This is a genomic window from Bradyrhizobium oligotrophicum S58 (assembly GCF_000344805.1).
Taxonomy (GTDB): Bacteria; Pseudomonadota; Alphaproteobacteria; order Rhizobiales; family Xanthobacteraceae; genus Bradyrhizobium; species Bradyrhizobium oligotrophicum.
In genome coordinates this window covers 3,872,014-3,892,658 of the sequence record NC_020453.1, presented here as the reverse complement: position 1 = coordinate 3,892,658, position 20,645 = coordinate 3,872,014, and the positions used below count along the sequence as shown (strand labels likewise).

The window sequence follows — 20,645 nt, the reverse complement described above, 5'->3', positions numbered from 1 at the left end:
CGTGCGAATGAAGGAGTCGCGTGGCCGCGTAGCATGAACGCATCACGGTTTTCTGACATCGCGCGTGCAGCGCGATAGCCGCCGGTATGCAGCGCACAACATCCGCCTGTAGCGTGATCAAAACGGTTGTGAAACACTGCTGACCTCGGCGGCGCGATCAATGACGCCGCCGGACAACAATGGGACAGGGAGCACGGGATGTCCGGCACTGACAAAACGTCCAAGGAAACCTCCAAGAAAGCCTCCAAGACCAGGCGCGATCTTCTCCAGGCGGCGACGGCCGCGGGCTCGGCGGCGGCCCTGCTCGCCGGCTTCGGCATCAATCCGGCGATGGCCGCCGAGATGGGCCGATCCGAAAAGCCGTTGAAGGCGGCGTTCTCCAACGCGGGCCTGCAGGCGACCTGGTGCGCCCAGGGCAAGCAGGCCGCGGAATGGTGGGGCAAGCTGCTCAATGTCGAGGTGACCTGGTTCGACGGCCAGCTCGACGCGGTGAAGCAGCGCGCCGCGATCGACAACATGGCCTCGCAGAAATGGGACTTCGTCGCGATCCAGGCATTCGGCATCGGCACCCTGACGCAGCCGGTCCAGAAGATGATCGATGCCGGCATTCCCGTGATCGACATGGACACGCTGATCGCGCCGCTCGATCAGATCAACGTGCACTCGTTCCTGGCCCCCGACAACGAGTTCATGGGCGCGTCCGTGACCCAGGCGCTGGCGACGGCCATGGGCGGCAAGGGCAAGATCATCATGACCCAGGGCGCGCTCGGCCATACCGGAGCGCAGGGCCGCGCCAAGGGCTTCGAGTCCGTCATCAAGCAGTTCCCGAACATCGAGGTGCTGGACACGCAGCCGGCGGATTGGGACGTCACCAAGGCGGCCCGCCTGTGGGAAACCTATCTCACGAAATACCCGCAGATCGACGCCGCCTTCTTCCACAATGACGACATGGCGCTCGCCGCCTACAACATCATGAAGGCGCGCAACCGCACCAATATCCTGATCGGCGGCGTCGACGCCATGCCGCCGGCGATCCAGGCCGTCAGCGAGGGCCGCATGTTCGCGACCGTGCGCAATCCGTCCTGCCGCATCCATGGCGGCGCGATCGTCGCCGGTGTCGCAGCGGTGACCGCCGGCGAGAAGAGCGGCAAGGGCATCCCCAAGCATGTCATCACCGACGGACCCGTCGTGACCAAGGCCAATGCGGCCGGCATGCAATGGATGGAGGATCACTTCCTGATCTGAAGTCAGCTCCCATGTCGGACAGCCGCCAGCCGCTTCTGGAATTGCAGGACATCACCAAGTCGTTCGGCGGCGTCACCGCGTTGCGCGGCGTCGACTTCACGCTTCGCCCCGGCGAGATCCATGGTCTCGTCGGGGAGAACGGCGCCGGCAAGAGCACGCTGATGAAGATCATCGCCGGCGTGCACACCGGATTCTCCGGCCGTTACCTGCTCGACGGCCGCGAGGTTCATTTTCGCTCCACGCGCGACGCCCGCGCGGCCGGCATTGCCATGGTGCATCAGGAGCTCAGCGTCGCGCCGGATCTCACGGTGGCCGAGAACGTGTTTCTCGGCACACAGCCGACCAACGCGCTGGGCATCGTGCAGTGGCGGCGCATGGCGCGCGAGGCTGCCGAGCAGCTGAAAAAACTCGGCATCGACGCCGATCCTATGAGCCGGCTCGGCGATCTCCCGATCGGGCTGCAGCAACTGATCGAGATCGCGCGCGTGCTGTTCTCGGGCGCCCGCATCATCATCCTGGACGAGCCGACCTCGGCGCTGTCGCCCCCCGAGGTCGAACGGCTGTTCGCGACCTTGCGCATGCTCCGCGAACAAGGCACCGGGATCATCTTCATCTCGCACTTCATCGAGGACATCCTGCTGGTGTCCGACGAGGTCACCGTGTTCCGCAACGGCCGCAAGGTCATGGAAACGCGCGCCGCCGAGACCAGCAAGGCGGCACTGATCGAGGCCATGATCGGCAAGGGCCGCGACGCGCTCGAGGACAGCTACACCCACGACATCACCCTGCCCTCTTCACCGGCCGGCAAGCCCGTGGTCGTCGAGGCCGACGGCCTGTCGCTGGCGCGCAACCTGAAGCGCGTGTCGTTCGCGGTGCATGCCGGCGAGGTGCTCGGCATCTACGGCTTCATGGGCTGCGGCCAGCTCGAGCTGGCGCGCATTCTGTTCGGCAAGCTCGCTCCCGATGCTGGAGAATTGCGTGTCTCAGGCCAGCGCCACCGGTTCAAGAGCACGGCGGATGCGCGCCGCGTCGGCATCGCCTTCGTGCCGGAAAGCCGGCGCGACATGCTGTTCCTGCAGGAGCCCGTCTACAAGAACGTCTCGATCAGCATCCTCGATCGCATCAATGCCGTGCTGCTGAAGCCGGCCCGCGAGCGCGCGCTCGCGAAGCGCCAGGTCGAGCAGCTCCAGATCCGCCCCGCCGATGTCGAGATCGACCTCGGCCTGCTTTCCGGCGGCAACCAGCAGAAGGTCGCGCTCGCCAAATGGCTCAGCCATCCGCCGCGGCTGCTGGTGCTGTGCGAGCCCACCCGCGGCATGGATGTCGGCGCCAAGAGCGACGTAATCCACATCATCAGGCAGCTGCGCGACCAGGGCATCGCGGTGATCGTGCTCTCGACCGAGCCGGAGACGGTGCTGTCGCTCGCCGACCGCGTCATCGTGCTCAAGCGCGGCGAGGTCGTGCGCGAATTCGCCGGCGAGACCATCAGCAAAGACCGCCTGCTCGAGGCGGCGTAGGGAGATTTCCATGGCGCATGGCGAGACCGTTCCGATGCCGGAGGCGCAGCGACGCGCCGGCGGCCTCGCTTCGCTGCTGCGATCGCAGATGCGCAACATCGCACCGTTCCTGACGCTGATCTTCCTGAGCGCGTTCTTCGCGATCGCGAGCCCCTCGTTTGCGACGCTCGACAATGTCGGCAACATCCTGACCCAGGTGTCGGTGACCGGCATCATCGCGGTCGGCCTCACCTTCGTCATCCTGTGCGCCGAGATCGACCTGTCGATCGCCGCCATCGCCAACGTCACCGGCATCGCGGTCGCCTACTTCACCTTGCAGGAGTCCTACGTCAACATCGCCAACGTTCCGATGCCGGGCTGGGCCGCCATCCTGCTCGCGCTGGCGCTGTGCGCCTTGCTCGGCGTGGTCAACGCCTTCGGCCTGACCGTGATCGGCATTCCCTCCTTCATCATGACCTTGGCGATGATGCAGATCGCGGCCGGCGTCTCGGCCATGCTGGTGCGCGGCCAGATCGCCTACAAAGTGCCTGATATCATCACGACGCTCGGTTCCAGCTCTGTCGCCGGCATTCCATGGATCGTGATCGTCGCCGCGCTGATGCTGCTGCTCGGCCATCTCGTGCTGACCTACACGCGGTTCGGCCGCTACGTCTACATGGTCGGCGGCAACCGCGAGGCGGCGGAATATTCCGGCCTGAACGTCAAGCTCATCCTCGGCAGCGTGATGGTGATCTCCGCGGTCTGCTCCGGCATCGGCGGCATGCTCGGCGTGGCGCATTTCGGCAGCGCGCAGCAGAACGAGTTCGACACCTATTTGCTCGACTCGATCGCGGCCGTGGTGGTCGGCGGCACCAGCCTGTTCGGCGGCCGCGGCGGCATCGGCAACACCATTGTCGGCCTGTTCGTGCTCGGCGTGCTCAACAACGGCCTCGACCACGTCAACATCGACAGCTTCCTGAAGATCCTGATCCGCGGCCTGATCCTGCTCGCCGCGCTGGTGATCAACGTGTACGCGCAAAGGCTGCGGGCGAAGGCGGCCGATTGAGCAGGATATCGTAGCCCGGATGAGCGGAGCGACATCCGGGGTCAAACGCGCATTATCGGCGAACCCGGATGTCGCTCCGCTCATCCGGGTTACGAAGTATTTCGGCGCTATTGCCCGAGCGAAGCGACGTGCTTGCGCGGCGCGCTCCGTCATTGCGAGCGAAGCGGCGAAGCGAAGCAATCCAGGACCGCGCGGGGGACTCTGGATTGCTTCGTCGCTTCGCTCCTCGCAATGACGCGGATTGATAGGCGTCTATCAAAACTCCGGCTGCCAATGACGCGACTCGCGAGCAGCCTTCGTCACCGCCGCGATCGACGTGAACGAGCCCGTCTCCAGCATCAACGTTCGTGCCAGCCGCAGCGACCGCGCCTCGCAGGTCGCACGCTGCTTCGGGTCCTCGATCAGCTCGAAATCGATGTTGTGCGCGAGGCCGAGGATGCGGCGGATGATCTTCGCCGCCGTGAAGCCGACGGCATCCTGGAACAGTCTGGCCATATAGGCCTGACGTTCGATCTCCAGCCGTGCGGCGCCGGGTTCGCCGGGGAACAGCGACACTGGATACGCATCCCCCGCGGCCTCGCCGCGCCACAGCGCCACGAACTTATCCGCGAACTCCGTCCACACCCGATCAACCGTGCTCAACACCCAGCCCTCGAACGCTGCCCGGTCGCCCGGTGCCCGCTCATGGCCGGCCGACGCAAAATACGCCATCAGCAGATTGGCGATGACGGCGCCGACGTCGAAGCCCATCGGCCCATAGAAAGCGAATTCGGGATCAATCACCTTGGTCTCGGTGTCCGTGACCATGATCGATCCCGTATGCAGATCGCCATGGATCAAGGCTTCCGCGCTCGACAGGAATTTCAGCTTGAGCCGCGAGATCGCGACGTGCAGATCGAGATCGGCGCGGATCTCGGCGGCCGTCGCATCGAGCCATGGCGAGGTCCAGCGGTTCTGCTCGGCGACGCGGTAGGGATCGGTGAAGATCAGGTCCTCGGTGATCTTGCACAGCGCATGATTGCCGGCGAAGCTCGCGATCGCCTCTTTCTTCTCGGCGGCGGGCAGCGCGAGGTCCGACGAGAAGAACAGCGTGCGTGCCATGAAGGTCGTGATGTGACCGACGAAACCCGGATAGACCGTGCCCGCGACCAGCCCCTTGCGCATGATGATGTGGGGCTCGAGTAGCTCCATCGCCGTCAGCGCCAGCGCGTGATCGTGATGGACGATGGCGGGCACCAGCCCCGGCGCAAGCCGGCCCTGCTGCGTGAGCGCCAGATGTTCATAATGCGCCCGTGACAGCGGCAGCGGCCAGCTCTCGCCGACCAGACGCACGTAAGGCAGCGCCTGCTTGACCGCGAGACCGCCGGCCGCGCCCTTGACGATGAAGACGAGGTTGAGGTTGCCATCGCCGACCTCCGTGATGGTCCAGCGATCGGCCGGACCGCCGAGCCGTTCAGCGACAGCCGGTGTCGCCGCGAGAGTGTCGCGCAGATCTGCCTCGTTCAGAATGCGATAGCCAGCTGGCGTGCCCTGCCGAGCCGCGGCCGATGTCGTCATGCGCAACCTCCCTATGAATCTTGTTTTGACCTCCTATAGCAAAAAAGCCGGCGCACGTCCGTGCGTCGGCTTCGGGTTTGCTGTGCGATGCAAGCGAACTAGAACGGAATTCCCATCAGGCGCGACAGCCGCTCGATGCTGAGATAGCCGGCCTGATACGCCGCGAGCCCCAGGCCGAAGACCACGGCCGATAGCAGCGTCGTCCAGATCAGGCGGCGGCCCATCAGGCTGATCGTTGGCGCGCCGGGATCGGTGCCCGGCGAGGCACCGCCGGTTTCGTGCTGGCTGCGCACGCCGAATGGCAGGGTCACGAACAGCGTGACCCACCACAGCACGAAGTAGATCGCGAGCCAGGTGGAGATGATGTAGGCCATGTCGCCGATGCCTCAGGCCTGTTCGATCTCGACGAGCGCGCCGGAAAAATCCTTCGGATGCAAGAACAGCACCGGCTTGCCGTGAGCACCGATCTTCGGCTGGCCGTCACCGAGCACGCGGGCGCCTTCCTTGATCAGGGTATCGCGCGACGCGATGATGTCGGCCACCTCGTAGCAGACGTGGTGGATGCCGCCATCTGCATTGCGCTCCAGAAACTTCGCGATCGGCGAGGCTTCACCGAGCGGCTGGATGAACTCGATCTTGGTATTGGGCAGGGTCACGAACACGGTGATCACACCGTGCTCCGGCAGCGCGACGGCTGGCGAGATCTCGGCGCCGAAAGCCGCACCGTAGATCCTGGCCGCCTTCTCGGCGTCCTTGACCGCGATGGCGACGTGATTGAGCCGGCCCAGCATTGCATCCTCCCGTTCTGTTCTGCGCTGCCGTCCGATCGGCCGCGTCAGACTTCCAAGACGTGCACGAGACAGATCGGCTTCTTGCCCCACTGCTCGTTCACGGCGGAGCGCACCGCCCGCCGCACCGATTCTGCCGCAGCATCCGGATCGCGCCGACGCGCCCGCGGCAGCCCTTCGAAAGTCGACACCACGGCGTCGAACACGATGTCGTCCATCGGTTCGCCCGCCGCATTCTTCTCGGGGATGCCGACCATGTCGACTTCGGGATCGTCGGCGAGCTCGCCCTTCTCGGTGATCGCGAGCGCCACGAAGATGCAGCCGGCGAAGGCCATCTTGCGGCGTTCGACCACAGCGCGCGACTTCGAGTCCTCGACGATGGACCCGTCCTTGTAGAGACGCCCCGCCGGCAGCTGGTCGATGATCCCGGGATCACCGGGGCCGAGCTTGACCAGATCGCCGTTGCGGCAGGTGATGACCTTGGGCACGCCGCAAGCGCGCGCGAGACGGGCGTGCTCGTGCAGATGCAGCGCCTCGCCATGCACCGGGATCAGAAGCTGCGGCCGCGTCCACGCGATCATGTCGCGCAGCTCGTCGCGGCGCGGATGGCCGGAGACGTGAACGAGATGGTTGCGGTCGGTGATGATCTCGATGCCCTGCTGCACCAGCCCGTTGATGACGGCACCGACCGCCTTCTCGTTGCCCGGGATGGTGCGCGACGAGAAGATGACGGTATCGCCCTTGTTCAACGTGACCAGCGGATGATCGTCATTGGCGATACGCGCCAGCGCGGCGCGCGCCTCGCCCTGGCTGCCGGTGCACAGCGCCAACACCTTGTCCGCCGGGAAGTGGCCGTAGAGGTCCATGCCACGGAAATTCTGCACGCCGTCGAGATACCCGGTTTCGCGCGCGACCTGCACCACACGCTCCATGGCGCGGCCGACGATGACGACCTCGCGCTCGGCTTCGCGTGCAGCCTCCGCGACGGCGCGAATGCGCGCGACGTTGGAGGCGAAGGTGGTGACGGCGACGCGGCCCCGCGCCTCCTTCACCAGGGTCGTGATGGTCTTGGCGACCTCGGCCTCGGATGGCGAGCGTCCTTCGCGCACGGCGTTGGTGGAATCGCCGATCAAGGCGAGAAGCCCGGCATCGCCGAGCTCGCGCAGCCGCTTCTCATCGGTCGGCGCTCCCAGCACCGGCGTCGGATCGATCTTCCAGTCACCGGTGTGCAGGACGGTGCCGACCTCGGTGTGGATCGCCAGCGCATGCGATTCCGGAATCGAATGCGCGACCGGAATGAATTCGACGTTGAACGGGCCGATGTCGACGCGGCCGCCCGAGGGGATCACGGTGACCGGAATCTTCGCCGGCAGCCGCTCGGCCTCGCACTTGGCCTCGAACAACGCGGCGCTGAACTTGGTCGCGTAGATCGGGCATTTCAGCCGCGGCCACAGATCGATGATCGCGCCGAAATGGTCTTCATGCGCATGCGTCAGCACCAGGCCGACCAGATTGTTGCGTTGCTTCTCGAGGAAAGCGACGTCCGGCATGATCAGGTCGATGCCCGGCAGATGCTCCTCGTCGCCGAAGGAGACGCCGAGATCGATCGCGAGCCAGGAGCGCTGATGGCGATTGCCGAGCCCGTAGATCGACAGGTTCATGCCGATCTCGCCCACGCCGCCGAGCGGAGCAAATGTCAGTTCGTCGGGACGTGCCATCTAAACCGCTCCTTGGGAGGCGACCGAGCCGAAATGAACATCGCCTGCCGTGATCGGCTCCAATCGTCCCTCCGCGGTCCGCACCAGCATACAACCCTGTTCATCGATCGTGTCGAAAATCCCCTCGATGATAGCATGTCCGGACCTGATGGCGACCGGCTGGCCGAGGCCTGCTGCCCGCTCCAGCCAGAGCTTGCGGATGTCACCGAAGCCCCGTCCCTCATTCCAGATGCCGAAATATTCGACCCAGGCATCGGACAGCGCCGAGAACAGATCCTCGGCCGTCACCTGGACGCCCAGGTCCGCCAACGAGACCGCCGGTGTCGGGATATCCGGCGGCGCCGCGACCACATTTGTTCCGATGCCGGCGACGACGGCGAGCCCGCCCGCCACCTGCTCCGCTTCGAGCAGCATGCCGACGATCTTGCGCCCGTCAGCCAGCACGTCATTCGGCCATTTCAGCGCGAAAGACGCGCGGCCTCCCGACCGCAGCGCAGCCTCGAGGCTTACCTGGCGCAACGCGGTCTCGATGGCGAGGCCTGCGGCGAATCCGAGGGTAGCCGCAACTGCAGGAGCCACGCTCAGCACTTCCAGCACGCTCGAGGCCAGATTGCCGCGCGGGGCGATCCAGGGCCGCTGGCGCCGCCCACGCCCCGCCGTCTGCTCCGATGTGACGAACCAGGACCGCCTGGTATCGCCGCGGCGCGCGGACGCAAGAGCCTCCGCATTGGTCGACCCGGCCTGATCGAACGCGACGAGCCCGTAGCCGGCCTTCGCGGCACGAGGCCCCAGCGCAAACGTCATCTAGAACAGCGACTTCGCCGCGGCCGCGGCCGCGCTGACCAGCGGGCCCGGATAGGCGAAGAACAGGATGTTGAAGATGCCGGAGATCGCGAGCACGGTGCGCAGCTCGATCCGGACCGGATCCAGCGTGGCGAGCGGCTCGTCGAAATACATCGTCTTGACGATCAGCAGGTAGTAGTAGGCGCCGACCACGCTGGTCAGCACACCGATCACCGAGAGCGTGAACAGCCCGCCCTTGATCGCCGCGACGAACACGTACCATTTGGCGAAGAAGCCCGCGAGCGGCGGAACGCCAGCCAGCGAGAACAACAGCATCGCGAAGAAGAAGGCGAGCAGCGGATTGGTGCGCGACAGCCCCGAGAAATCGCTGATCTTCTCGAACGACTGGCCATTGCGCTTGATCGCCATGATCACCGCGAACGACCCCAAGGTCATGGCGACATAGATCGCGATGTAGGTCAGCACGCCCTGCGCGCCCTCGACCGTGCCGGCGGCGAGGCCGACCAGCGCAAAGCCCATATGGCCGATCGAGGAATACGCCATCAGGCGCTTGATGTTGGTCTGCCCGATGGCCGCGAACGAGCCCAGCGCCATCGAGGCGATCGAGACGAAGACGATGATCTGCTGCCACTGGAAGGTGATGCCGGGGAATGCGGTCAGGGCCACGCGCGCGAACACGGCGATCGCCGCGACCTTTGGCGCGGAGGCGAAGAACGCCGTCACCGGCGTCGGCGCGCCTTCATAGACGTCCGGCGTCCACATGTGGAACGGCACCGCCGACACCTTGAAGCACATGCCGGCGAACAGGAACACGAGGCCGAAGATGATGCCGACGCTACCTGTCTTGGTGGCCGCCGCGATCCCGGCAAAGCTCACCGTGCCGGTGAAGCCGTAGATCAGCGAGGCGCCGTAGAGCAGCATGCCGGAGGACAGCGCGCCGAGCACGAAATACTTCAGGCCGGCTTCGGTCGACTTGACGTTGTCGCGATGGCTGGCCGCGACCACGTAGAGCGCGAGCGACATCAGCTCGAGGCCGAGATAGAGCGTGATCAGGTCACCGGCCGAGATCAGCACCAGCATGCCGAGCGTCGAGAGCAGCACCAGGATCGCGTATTCGAAAATGCGCCGATCAGGCGACGACAAGAACTCGGTCGACATCACGAGGGTGGCGATCGAGCCGATCAGCGCCAGAATCTTCAGGAAGCGCGCATAGCTGTCAGAAATGAAGCTGCCGCCGAACGCCTGCCCGCCCGGCTGCCTCAGCACCAGGATGCCGACCACGATCAGCAGCACGACCGCGAGCCAAGTGACGAGCCCCGTCGTCCCCTGCCCGCGAAATGCGCCCAGCATCAGCAGCGCCATGGCGCCCAACGCCAGCAGCAGCTCCGGCAGCACCACCCAAAGCTGAGCCCCAAGATTCTCGATCATCGTCTTTGTCCCGACCTCTGGGGTCTCATTGGAGCAGCGCGGCGGCCTTCACGGCCGTCACGGCTGTATTGTAGTTGGTCACGAGCTGCTGCACCGACGCCGCCGACATGTCGAGGATCGGCTTCGGATAGACGCCGAACAGGATGGTCAGCGCCACCAGCGGAAACAGGATCACGCCCTCACGCAAGGTCAGGTCCTTGATGCTTGCGAGCGACGGCTTGGTCAGCGCGCCGAACACCACCTTGCGGTAGAGCCACAGCGCATAGCAGGCCGACAGGATGACGCCAAAGGTCGCGAAGAACGCGGTCGGGATCGACACCTTGAAGGTGCCGAGCAGGGTCATGAACTCGCCGACGAAGCCTGAGGTGCCGGGCAGACCGACATTGGCCATGGTGAACACCATGAACACCAGCGCGTAGACCGGCATCCGGTTGACGAGGCCGCCATAGGCCGCGATCTCGCGGGTGTGCATCCGGTCGTAGACGATGCCGACGCAGAGGAACAGCGCACCCGAGACGATGCCGTGCGAGATCATCTGGAACACGCCGCCGGCCACGCCCTGCATGGTGCCCGCGAAGATGCCCATCGTCACGAAGCCCATATGCGCCACCGACGAGTAGGCAATGAGCTTCTTGATGTCTTCCTGCATCAGCGCGACCAGCGAGGTGTAGATGATTGCGATCGCCGACAGTGTGAAGACCAGCGGCGCGAAGTCGTGCGAGGCCAGCGGGAACATCGGCAGCGAGAAGCGCAGGAAGCCGTAACCGCCCATCTTCAGCAGGATCGCGGCCAGGATCACCGAGCCCGCGGTCGGCGCCTCGACATGTGCATCCGGCAGCCAGGTGTGCACCGGCCACATCGGCATCTTCACCGCGAAGGACGCGAAGAAGGCAAGCCAGGCCCAGGTCTGCAACGAGCGCGGCACCGCCGTGTGCATCAGGGTCGGAATGTCGGTCGTGCCGGCGTTCCAGTACAGCGCCATGATGGCCAGCAGCATCAGGACCGAGCCGAGCAGCGTGTACAGGAAGAACTTGAAGGACGCGTAGACCCGGCGCGGGCCGCCCCAGACGCCGATGATCAGGAACATCGGGATCAGGCCGCCCTCGAAGAACAGATAGAACAGCACGAGGTCGAGCGCCGAGAACGTGCCGACCATCAGCGTTTCCAGGATCAGGAACGCCATCATGTATTCGCGCAGCCGGTTGGTGACCGACTTCCAGCTCGCCACGATGCAGAACGGCATCAAGGCGGTGGTCAGGATCACGAACGGCAGCGAGATGCCATCGACGCCCATGTGATAGCTGATGCCGGCAGCCAGCCAGTTCGACTTCTCGACGAACTGGAAGTCGGTCTGGCCGGGATCGAAGCGCAGCACCAGGATCACCGACACCGCGAAGGTGATCAGCGTGGTCCACAGCGCGATCCAGCGTGCATTGCGCCGGGCAGCCTCGTCATCGCCGCGCACCAGGTAGATCAGCAGCGCGCCAACGACGGGAAGGAAGGTGACGACGGAGAGAATTGGCCAGGTGGTCATTGCTGGCCTCCCATGAACATGAACCAGGTGATCAGGCCGGCAACGCCGATCAGCATGGCAAAGGCATAATGATAGAGATAACCGGTCTGGATCTTGACGACGTTGCGCGTGATGTCGAGCACCCGCGCCGAGACGCCGTCCGGACCGAACCCGTCGATGACGAAGCCGTCGCCCTTCTTCCAGAGGAAGCGGCCGAGCCACTTCGCCGGACGGACGAAGATCAAATCATACAGCTCGTCGAAGTACCACTTGTTGAGCAGGAACTTGTAGAGCAGCGGCTGCTGGCTCGCCAGTTCCTCCGGGATGTACGGACGGCTGACATAGAAGACGTAGGACACGGCGAAGCCGAGCACCATCATGATGAAGGGCAGCTGTCCCAGCCAGAACGGCATGTGCTCCATGTCTTCCAGGATGTGCGGGTTCATCTTCAGCGACTCGCCGAAGAAGGCCTCGACACCATGGGGATCGGTGAACAGGGCCTTGAACGGGAAGCCCGCCAGGATCGAACCAGCCGCGAGCACGCCGATCGGGATCAGCATCCAGATCGGGCTCTCATGCGCAGCATCGTAGTGATGCTGGTCATGCGGCGTGCCGAAGAAGGTCTTCCAGACCAGGCGCCAGGAATAGAACGAGGTCAGGCCGGCCGCCGCGATCGTCAGGAAGTAGGCGTAGGTCGCGAACGGGTTGTGCGCGGCATAGGCGGCCTCGATGATCGCATCCTTGGAGAAGAAGCCGGCGAAGCCCGGGAAGCCGGTCAGCGCCAGGGTGCCGACCGTCATCACCGCGAAGGTGTACGGGATCTTGCGCCACAGGCCGCCCATGTTGCGGATGTCCTGTTCGTGATGCATCGCATAGATCACCGAGCCGGAGCCCAAGAACAGCAGCGCCTTGAAGAAGGCGTGCGTGAACAGATGGAACATGCCGACCGAATAGGCCCCTGCTCCCATCGCCACGAACATGTAGCCGAGCTGCGAGCAGGTCGAATAGGCGACGATACGCTTGATGTCGTTCTGCACGAGGCCGACGGTCGCGGCGAAGAACGCGGTCGTGGCACCGAAGAACATCACGACGGCCTGCGCGTTCGGGGCCAGCTCGAACAGCGGGGACAGGCGCGCGACCATGAACACGCCGGCGGTGACCATGGTCGCGGCGTGGATCAGCGCCGAAACCGGGGTCGGACCTTCCATCGCGTCAGGCAGCCAGGTGTGCAGCAGGAACTGCGCCGATTTGCCCATCGCGCCCATGAACAGCAGCAGGCAGGTCAACGTCAGCGCATCCGCATGCCAGCCGAGGAAGTTGATGGTCGTCTTGCCGGCAATGCTTGGCGCGGCGGCGAAGATGGTCTCGAAGTCGGTGGACTTCGTCAGCAGGAAGATCGCGAAGATGCCGAGCGCGAAGCCGAAATCGCCGACGCGGTTGACGACGAAGGCCTTGATGGCGGCGGCGTTGGCCGAGGGCTTCTGGAACCAGAAGCCGATCAGCAGATAGCTCGCCAGACCGACGCCTTCCCAGCCGAAGAACAGCTGCACCAGATTGTTCGCAGTCACCAGCATCAGCATCGCGAAGGTGAACAGCGAGAGATAGGAAAAGAAGCGCGGACGGTTCGGATCCTCGTCCATGTAGCCGATCGAATAAAGATGCACGAGCGAGGACACGCTCGTCACCACGACCAGCATGACGGCCGTCAGCGTATCGACGCGCAGCGCCCAGGAGACCTGCAGCTCGCCGGAATTGATCCAGGGCAGCAGCTCCTTCACCCCGGCTTCGTGATGCATGAAGCCGACGCTGACCAGCATCGCCCAGGACAGCGCGGCCGACACGAACAGCAGCCCCGTCGTGATAATCTGTGCGGCCCAGGTGCCGGCGGCCGGCGGCTCCGCGACATGATGATCGTCGTGACCGCCATGGGCGTGGTCGTCATGCGCATGGTCCGCATGCGCGGCATGGTGATCGCCGTGATCGTGATGCTCGACCGCGTCACCGCTCGGATGGCGCGCATGCGCGCCGAGCAGCGCGATCAGGCCGGCCAGGATGGCGCCGAGCAGCGGCAGAAAGACGATGGCCTGGATCATTTGCCCGTTCCCTTACGCATGACCTTGCCGGCGAGCCGGCCCCCACAGTTGCGGATCATGCGCCCTTAGCCCTTCATCAGATTGACGTCTTCGACCGCGATCGAGCCGCGGTTGCGGAAGTAGACCACCAGCACGGCCAGACCGATCGCGGCTTCCGCCGCCGCCACCGTCAGCACCAGCAGCGCGAACACCTGGCCTACGATGTCGCCCAGGAACGTCGAGAACGCGACCAGGTTGATGTTGACCGCCAGCAGGATCAGCTCGACCGACATCAGGATGACGATGATGTTCTTGCGGTTCAGGAAGATGCCGAGGATGCCGAGCGTGAACAGCATCGCCGCAACGGCGAGGTAATGTCCCAATCCGATGGTCATTTCACCCACTCCGCCGCATCCGTATCCTGCAGTCCCTGCCCGACCGCGACCTTGCGGACCGCCATCGCCATCTCCGGCGTGCGCGCGTTCTGGACGTTGATGTCCTGGCGCTTGACGCTGGCCTTGTGGCGGAGCGTCAGCACGATCGCGCCGATCATCGCCACCAGCAGGATCATGCCCGACAGCTGGAAGTAATGGATGTATTTCGTATAGAGCACGAGGCCGAGCGCCTCGGTGTTGGTGACGTTGGTCGGGATCGCCGCCGTGATCGCCTTCGGCGTCGTCGGGTTGATGACCCAATAGGACACGGTCAGCAAGAGCTCAAACAGGAAGATGCCTCCGATCACGAGGCCGATCGGCATGTATTGCAGGAAGCCCTCGCGCAACTCGGTGAAGTCGACGTCGAGCATCATGATCACGAACAGGAACAGCACCGCGACCGCGCCGACATAGACGACGACCAGGATCATCGCCAGGAATTCAGCACCCATCAGCACGAACAGGCCGGAGGCGTTGACGAAGGCGAGGATCAGATAGAGCACCGAATGAACGGGGTTCTTCGAGACGATCACCATCACGGCCGAGGCCACGCAGACCGCCGCGAACAGGTAGAAGAAGAGCGCAGGAAGGATCATCGGACGGCCTCAGCGGTACGGCGCGTCGAGCGCGATGGCTTTGGATATCTCGCGCTCCCAGCGGTCGCCGTTCGCGAGCAGCTTGGCCTTGTCATAGTAGAGCTCCTCGCGGGTCTCGGTCGCGAACTCGAAGTTCGGTCCCTCGACGATGGCGTCCACCGGACAGGCTTCCTGGCACAGGCCGCAATAGATGCACTTCACCATGTCGATGTCGTAGCGCACCGTGCGGCGGGTACCGTCGTTGCGGCGCGGACCTGCCTCGATCGTGATCGCCTGCGCCGGGCAGACGGCCTCGCACAGCTTGCAGGCGATGCAGCGCTCCTCGCCATTGGGGTAGCGGCGCAACGCGTGCTCACCGCGGAAGCGCGGCGAGATCGGACCCTTCTCGAACGGATAGTTGAGGGTCGGCTTGGGCTGGAAGAAATAGCGCATCGCCAGGAAGAAGGCCGATACGAATTCCTGCAGCAGCAGCGACCGTGCGGTGGCGGAGATGTTCATGACAGCCTCATTTCGGCGCGATGCCGGCGAAGTGCAGCACGCCCGCGACGATCACCACCATGGCCAGCGACAGTGGCAGGAACACTTTCCAGCCCAGGCGCATCAACTGGTCGTAGCGGTAGCGCGGCACGATCGCTTTCGCCATCGCGATCAGGAAGAACATGAAGAACAGCTTGAGCGAGAACCAGATGACGCCCGGCACCCAGTTGAACGGCGGCAGGTCGATCGGCGGCAACCAGCCTCCAAGGAAGAGAATGGTGGCCAGCGCGCACATCGTGGTGATCGCAACGTACTCGCCGAGCATGAACAGCAGGTATGGCGTCGAGCCGTATTCGACCATGAAGCCGGCGACAAGCTCGGACTCCGCCTCGACGAGATCGAACGGCGGGCGATTGGTCTCGGCCAGCGCCGAGACGTAGAACACCACGAACATCGGGAACAGCGGCCAGACGTACCAGTTCAGGATCGTCAGCTGCGGCAGCCCGATCAGGCTGGCAAGACCGCGCGCATGCTGCGCCTCGACCACCGCCGACAGGTTCAGGGTACCGGCGCACAGCAGCACGGTGATGATCACGAACCCGATCGAGACCTCGTAGGACACCATCTGCGCCGCCGAGCGCAGCGCCGCCAGGAACGGGTACTTCGAGTTCGACGACCAGCCGGCCATGATGATGCCGTAGATCGACAGCGACGAGATCGCGAAGATGAAGAGGATGCCGACATTGATGTCGGCGATCGCCCAGCCCAGATTGGTCGGGATCACCGCCCACGCCGCCAGTGCCAGCACGCAGGAGACGAGCGGTGCCAGCAGGAACACGCCCTTGTTCGCGCCGGACGGAATGATCGGCTCCTTGAGCACGAACTTCAAAAGGTCGGCGAACGACTGGAACAGGCCCCAGGGCCCGACCACGTTGGGACCGCGGCGGATCTGCACCGCCGCCCAGATCTTGCGGTCCGCGAGCAGGATGTAGGCGATCGCCACCAGGAGGACGACGAGCAGCAGCACGCTCTCCGCGACCATGATGATCAGCGGCCAGAGGAAGCCGGTCCAGAACGAGCTTGCGAAGAAATCAGCCATCAGGTCACGCTCACTCCGCTGCCACGAGCACGCGGCCGGAGGCCAGGCGGGAGCATTCCGCCATGACTGCCGATGCGCGCGCGATCGGGTTGGTGAGATAGAAGTCGTCGATCAGCGGCTTGAACGGCGCCTTTTCCAGGCTACCACCCTTGCCCGCCAGCGTCTTGATGTCGGCGATCTTGCCGGCCTCGATCTGGTCGATGCGGCCGAGATGCGGCACGGCCTTGATGATCGCAGCGCGCAGAGCGGCCAGCGAGTCGTAGCCGAGCTTCCTGCCGAGCACGTCGGACAGCGCGCGGATGATCGCCCAGTCCTCGCGCGCCTCACCCGGCGGAAACGAGGCGCGGCCGGCCATCTGCACCCGGCCCTCGGTGTTGACGTAGAGGCCGGACTTCTCGGTGTAGGCAGCGCCCGGCAGGATCACGTCGGCGCGATGCGCACCACGGTCGCCATGGGTGCCGATGTAGACAGTGAACACGCCCTCGGGCACCTCGACCTCGTCGGCGCCGAGCAGGAACATCACGTCCATCGTGCCAAAGGTCGTCATCTGCGCGCCGGTGAGACCGGTGCCGTTGAAGCCGATGTCGAGCGCGCCGACCCGCGAGGCGGTGTCATGCAGCACGGCGAAGCCGTTCCAGTCGTCGCGCACCGCGTTCACGTCCATCGCGATCTTGGCCGCGAGCGACAGCAGCGCCGCCCCATCATGACGCGCGGCAGCGCCGGCGCCGACCAGCACGATCGGGTTCTTGGCGTTACGGAATGTGGTCGCGAAGGAGTGCTTGCCGGCAGCGACGTCGCTCAACGAGTCGGTGCCTGCGCCGATGTGCTCGTAGGGATAGGTCAGGTCGACCTTGGGACCGACCACGCCGACCTTGAGCTGGCCCGAGCGCCAGCGCTTGCGGATGCGGGCGTTGAGCACGGCGGCTTCCTTGCGCGGATTGGCGCCGATGATCAGGATCGCATCGGCCTGCTCGATGCCGGCGATGGTCGGATTGAAGATATAGGACGCCCGGCCGAGCCTGGCATCGAAGCTGTCACCGCCCTGCACCGCGACATTGGGCGAGCCGAGCTTGGCCAGCAGCTCCTTGAGCGCGAACATTTCCTCCACGGCGGCAAGACCGCCGGCGATGGCGCCGATGCGCTTGCCGTCGATTCGGGACAGCTTGGTCGCGATCGCCTTGAAAGCCTCCGGCCAGGACGCCGGGCGCAGCTTGCCATCCTCGCGGACATAGGGACGGTCGAGGCGCTGCGTGCGCAGGCCATCGACGACATGCCGCGTCTTGTCCGAAATCCACTCCTCGTTCACGCTGTCGTTGATGCGCGGCAGGATGCGCATCACCTCGCGGCCGCGGGTGTCGACGCGGATCGCCGAGCCCACGCCGTCCATCACGTCGATCGACTGCGTCTTGCCGAGCTCCCACGGACGTGCCGCGAAGGCATAGGGCTTGGAGGTCAGCGCGCCCACCGGGCAGATGTCGACCAGATTGCCCTGCAGCTCCGAGCTCAGCGCCTGCTCGAGATAGGTCGTGATCTCCATGTCCTCGCCGCGGCCGGTCGCGCCCATTTCCGGCACGCCGCAGACTTCCGCCGAGAAGCGCACGCAGCGGGTGCACTGGATGCAGCGGTTCATCGAGGTCTTGACCAGCGCGCCGAGATATTTGTCCTCGACGGCGCGCTTGTTCTCGGCGAAGCGGCTGGTGTCGACACCATAGCCCATCGCCTGGTCCTGCAGGTCGCACTCGCCGCCCTGGTCGCAGATCGGGCAGTCCAGCGGATGGTTGATCAGAAGGAACTCCATCACGCCTTCGCGCGCCTTCTTGACCATCGGCGACCGGGTCGAAATCTCCGGCGGCTCGCCCTTCGGGCCGGGCCGGCAGTCGCGCACGCCCCAGGCGCAGCTCGCGACCGGCTTCGGCCCGCCCTTCACCTCGACGAGGCACATCCGGCAGTTGCCGGCGATCGACAGCCGCTCATGATAGCAGAAGCGCGGAATCTCGGCACCGGCCGCCTCGCACGCCTGCAGCAGCGTGTACTCCGGCGGCACATCGATCTCTTTGCCATCGATGATGATCTTGGTCATTGCCTCACATCTCTCTCAAACCACGGACCACCGCGCCGTCGCGCACCGTGAGGGCGCGACATGCGCGGAGGAAAACCTTGCTGGCCGGTCGGACCGCCATCGCCTACTCCGCCGCCACCATGTGCGCGGGATCGCGCACGCCGACATCGTCGACATCGGCCTTGTGCGAATACTGATCGATGCGCGCTTCGATCTCGTGACGGAAATGCGCGATCAGGCCCTGGATCGGCCAAGCCGCGGCGTCTCCGAGCGCACAGATCGTGTGCCCCTCGATCTGCTTGGTGACCTCGAGCAGCATGTCGATCTCGCGCTTGTGTGCGCGGCCTTCGGCCATGCGGGTCAGCACGCGCCACATCCAGCCGGTGCCCTCGCGGCACGGCGTGCACTGGCCGCAACTCTCATGCTTGTAGAAATACGAGATGCGCGCGATCGCCCGGATCAGATCGGTCGACTTGTCCATCACGATCACGGCCGCGGTGCCCAAGCCCGAGCGCAGCTTGGACAGGCTGTCGAAATCCATCGGCGTGTCGATGATCTGATCCGCCGGCACCATGCGCACCGACGAGCCGCCGGGAATGACGGCCTTCAGATTGTCCCAGCCGCCGCGGATGCCGCCGCAATGCTTCTCGATCAGCTCGCGGAACGGGATGCCCATCGCCTCTTCGACGTTGCAGGGCCGCTCGACGTGACCGGAGATACAGAACAGCTTGGTGCCGACATTGTTCGGCCGGCCGATGCCAGCGAACCAGGCCGCGCCCCGGCGCAGGATGGTCGGCGCCACCGCGATCGACTCGACGTTGTTAACAGTGGTCGGGCAGCCATAGAGGCCGACATTGGCCGGGAATGGCGGCTTCAACCGCGGCTGGCCCTTCTTGCCCTCGAGGCTTTCGAGCAGCGCGGTCTCCTCGCCGCAGATATAGGCGCCGGCGCCGTGGGCGACGTAGATGTCGAACGGCCAGCCATGAACGTTGTCCTTGCCGACCAACCTCGCCTCATAGGCCTGGTCGATCGCCGCCTGCAGCCGCTCGCGCTCACGGATGAACTCGCCGCGCACATAGATGTAGCAGGCATGCGCATTCATCGCGAAGCTGGCGAGCAGGCAGCCTTCGACGAGATGATGCGGATCGTGCCGCATGATCTCGCGATCCTTGCAGGTGCCGGGCTCGGACTCGTCGGCGTTGACGACGAGATAGCTCGGCCGGCCGTCGGTCGATTCCTTCGGCATGAACGACCATTTCAGGCCGGTCGGGAAGCCGGCGCCGCCGCGGCCGCGCAGGCCCGACGCCTTCATCTCGTTGATGATCCAGTCGCGGCCCTTGTCGATCAGCCCCTTGGTGCCGTCCCAGCTGCCGCGCCGGCGCGCGCCTTCGAGGCCCCAATCATGCAGGCCGTAGAGGTTGGTGAAGATGCGGTCCTTGTCGTCGAGCATCAGACGGCTTCCTCGATATCAGCGGTTCGACTGCATGGTGGCGATGAAGGCGGCACAGCCGCCGAACACCAGCGCCCACAGCAGACTGGATTCCAGCGTCGCTTGAAGCGCGAACCGCTGCAGCACGAAAATGAAAGCGGCGGCCGCGGTCGTATGCAGCGCCACGTAGCGCCAGTTCTTCATCGCGGCGCCCTCTTGGGTCAGGGCCGCAACGCGGATGCGATTGCGGCTCATGTCTTCTCCTTCAGCGTGGTCGGACCACCCGCCGGAGCAGAGAACTGGCGGCCATTCTGCGGACCGGGCGTCGGCAGGTTGCCGGTCGCGAATCCGTCGAGCACCTTGCCGAAGCTTTCCGGCGTCAGGTCCTCGTAGGTATCCTTCCAGACCTGCACCATCGGCGCATTCACGCAGGCGCCCAGGCACTCGACCTCTTCCCAGCTGAAGTCGCCGTCCTTCGACAGATGGAAGGGATCGTGATGAATGCGGTGCTTGCAGACCTCGATCAGCTCCTCGGCGCCGCGCAGCCGGCACGGCGTCGTGCCGCAGACCTGGACATGCGCCTTCTTGCCGACCGGCTGCAGCTGGAACATGGTGTAGAACGTCGCGACCTCGAGCACGCGGATGTAGGGCATGCCGAGCATGTCGGCGACGACGCGGATCGCGGCTTCCGACACCCAGCCCTCGTGCTGCTCCTGCGCGCGCCAAAGGATCGCGATGACGGCCGAGGCCTGGCGACCTTCCGGATATTTCGCGATCTGCGCCTTGGCAAAGGCGAGATTCTCATCCGTGAACGTGAAGCTCGCGGGCTGGATTTCCTTCGGGGCAAGACGGCGGACGGACATG

Annotated in this window: 19 protein-coding genes; 3 read left to right on the top strand and 16 right to left on the bottom strand. The window is 65.0% G+C overall.

The window, feature by feature from the left end:
• The first annotated feature begins 198 nt into the window (after positions 1 to 198).
• From S58_RS16805 to S58_RS16795, 3 genes are read left to right on the top strand one after another with little or no spacing between them, the layout of a single operon-like run.
• Positions 199 to 1,245, top strand: coding sequence for a sugar ABC transporter substrate-binding protein (locus S58_RS16805; protein ID WP_015666536.1), 1,047 nt, complete (start codon positions 199 to 201; stop codon positions 1,243 to 1,245).
• 11 nt (positions 1,246 to 1,256) lie between these two features.
• Entirely contained in the window at positions 1,257 to 2,762 is a 1,506-nt protein-coding gene (locus S58_RS16800) for a sugar ABC transporter ATP-binding protein (RefSeq protein WP_015666535.1), read from the top strand.
• Between the two features lie 10 nt (positions 2,763 to 2,772).
• The gene (locus S58_RS16795) at positions 2,773 to 3,807 is read left to right on the top strand and encodes an ABC transporter permease (protein ID WP_015666534.1); all 1,035 of its coding nucleotides are present in this window, start codon (positions 2,773 to 2,775) and stop codon (positions 3,805 to 3,807) included.
• Between the two features lie 255 nt (positions 3,808 to 4,062).
• Here S58_RS16795 and mtnK read toward each other — a convergent pair whose 3' ends face one another.
• From mtnK to nuoE, 16 genes are all read right to left on the bottom strand, one after another.
• A complete protein-coding gene (mtnK, locus tag S58_RS16790) occupies positions 4,063 to 5,364 on the bottom strand; it encodes an S-methyl-5-thioribose kinase (protein ID WP_015666533.1) in 1,302 nt (433 codons plus the stop codon).
• A 98-nt stretch (positions 5,365 to 5,462) separates the two neighbouring features.
• Positions 5,463 to 5,738 (bottom strand): DUF1467 family protein, encoded by a 276-nt coding sequence (locus S58_RS16785; protein WP_015666532.1) that lies wholly within the window; start codon positions 5,736 to 5,738, stop codon positions 5,463 to 5,465.
• Positions 5,739 to 5,750: 12 nt separating this feature from the next.
• The gene (gene mce / locus S58_RS16780) at positions 5,751 to 6,155 is read right to left on the bottom strand and encodes a methylmalonyl-CoA epimerase (RefSeq protein ID WP_015666531.1); all 405 of its coding nucleotides are present in this window, start codon (positions 6,153 to 6,155) and stop codon (positions 5,751 to 5,753) included.
• A 44-nt stretch (positions 6,156 to 6,199) separates the two neighbouring features.
• Positions 6,200 to 7,870, bottom strand: a complete 1,671-nt coding sequence (locus tag S58_RS16775; RefSeq protein ID WP_015666530.1) for a ribonuclease J — start codon at positions 7,868 to 7,870, stop codon at positions 6,200 to 6,202.
• A complete protein-coding gene (locus S58_RS16770; RefSeq protein ID WP_015666529.1) occupies positions 7,871 to 8,674 on the bottom strand; it encodes a biotin--[acetyl-CoA-carboxylase] ligase in 804 nt (267 codons plus the stop codon).
• Positions 8,675 to 10,102, bottom strand: a complete 1,428-nt coding sequence (gene nuoN / locus S58_RS16765; RefSeq protein WP_015666528.1) for an NADH-quinone oxidoreductase subunit NuoN — start codon at positions 10,100 to 10,102, stop codon at positions 8,675 to 8,677.
• 25 nt (positions 10,103 to 10,127) lie between these two features.
• Positions 10,128 to 11,636 carry an NADH-quinone oxidoreductase subunit M gene (locus S58_RS16760; protein WP_015666527.1) on the bottom strand — a complete coding sequence of 503 codons (1,509 nt, stop codon included), beginning with the start codon at positions 11,634 to 11,636 and terminating at the stop codon, positions 10,128 to 10,130.
• Positions 11,633 to 13,708 (bottom strand): NADH-quinone oxidoreductase subunit L, encoded by a 2,076-nt coding sequence (gene nuoL, locus S58_RS16755; protein WP_015666526.1) that lies wholly within the window; start codon positions 13,706 to 13,708, stop codon positions 11,633 to 11,635. Before nuoL ends, S58_RS16760 begins: the two co-directional genes overlap by 4 nt.
• Before the next feature lie 65 nt (positions 13,709 to 13,773).
• Positions 13,774 to 14,082: an NADH-quinone oxidoreductase subunit NuoK gene (gene nuoK, locus S58_RS16750; RefSeq protein ID WP_006611001.1), complete on the bottom strand. Its 309-nt coding sequence runs from the start codon at positions 14,080 to 14,082 to the stop codon at positions 13,774 to 13,776.
• Complete coding sequence (locus S58_RS16745) at positions 14,079 to 14,717, bottom strand: NADH-quinone oxidoreductase subunit J (protein WP_015666525.1); 639 nt, start codon at positions 14,715 to 14,717, stop codon at positions 14,079 to 14,081. Before S58_RS16745 ends, nuoK begins: the two co-directional genes overlap by 4 nt.
• Before the next feature lie 9 nt (positions 14,718 to 14,726).
• On the bottom strand, positions 14,727 to 15,215 hold the full coding sequence (nuoI, locus tag S58_RS16740) for an NADH-quinone oxidoreductase subunit NuoI (protein ID WP_006611003.1): 489 nt from the start codon (positions 15,213 to 15,215) through the stop codon (positions 14,727 to 14,729).
• Between the two features lie 7 nt (positions 15,216 to 15,222).
• Positions 15,223 to 16,293, bottom strand: a complete 1,071-nt coding sequence (nuoH, locus tag S58_RS16735; RefSeq protein WP_015666524.1) for an NADH-quinone oxidoreductase subunit NuoH — start codon at positions 16,291 to 16,293, stop codon at positions 15,223 to 15,225.
• A gap of 10 nt (positions 16,294 to 16,303) precedes the next feature.
• Complete coding sequence (gene nuoG / locus S58_RS16730; protein ID WP_015666523.1) at positions 16,304 to 18,373, bottom strand: NADH-quinone oxidoreductase subunit NuoG; 2,070 nt, start codon at positions 18,371 to 18,373, stop codon at positions 16,304 to 16,306.
• A 103-nt stretch (positions 18,374 to 18,476) separates the two neighbouring features.
• Positions 18,477 to 19,802, bottom strand: coding sequence for an NADH-quinone oxidoreductase subunit NuoF (gene nuoF, locus S58_RS16725; RefSeq protein ID WP_015666522.1), 1,326 nt, complete (start codon positions 19,800 to 19,802; stop codon positions 18,477 to 18,479).
• Between the two features lie 18 nt (positions 19,803 to 19,820).
• Positions 19,821 to 20,036, bottom strand: coding sequence for a hypothetical protein (locus S58_RS16720; RefSeq protein WP_015666521.1), 216 nt, complete (start codon positions 20,034 to 20,036; stop codon positions 19,821 to 19,823).
• Positions 20,033 to 20,644, bottom strand: a complete 612-nt coding sequence (gene nuoE / locus S58_RS16715; RefSeq protein ID WP_015666520.1) for an NADH-quinone oxidoreductase subunit NuoE — start codon at positions 20,642 to 20,644, stop codon at positions 20,033 to 20,035. The genes S58_RS16720 and nuoE overlap by 4 nt, the downstream gene beginning before the upstream one ends.
• Position 20,645 lies beyond the last annotated feature (1 nt).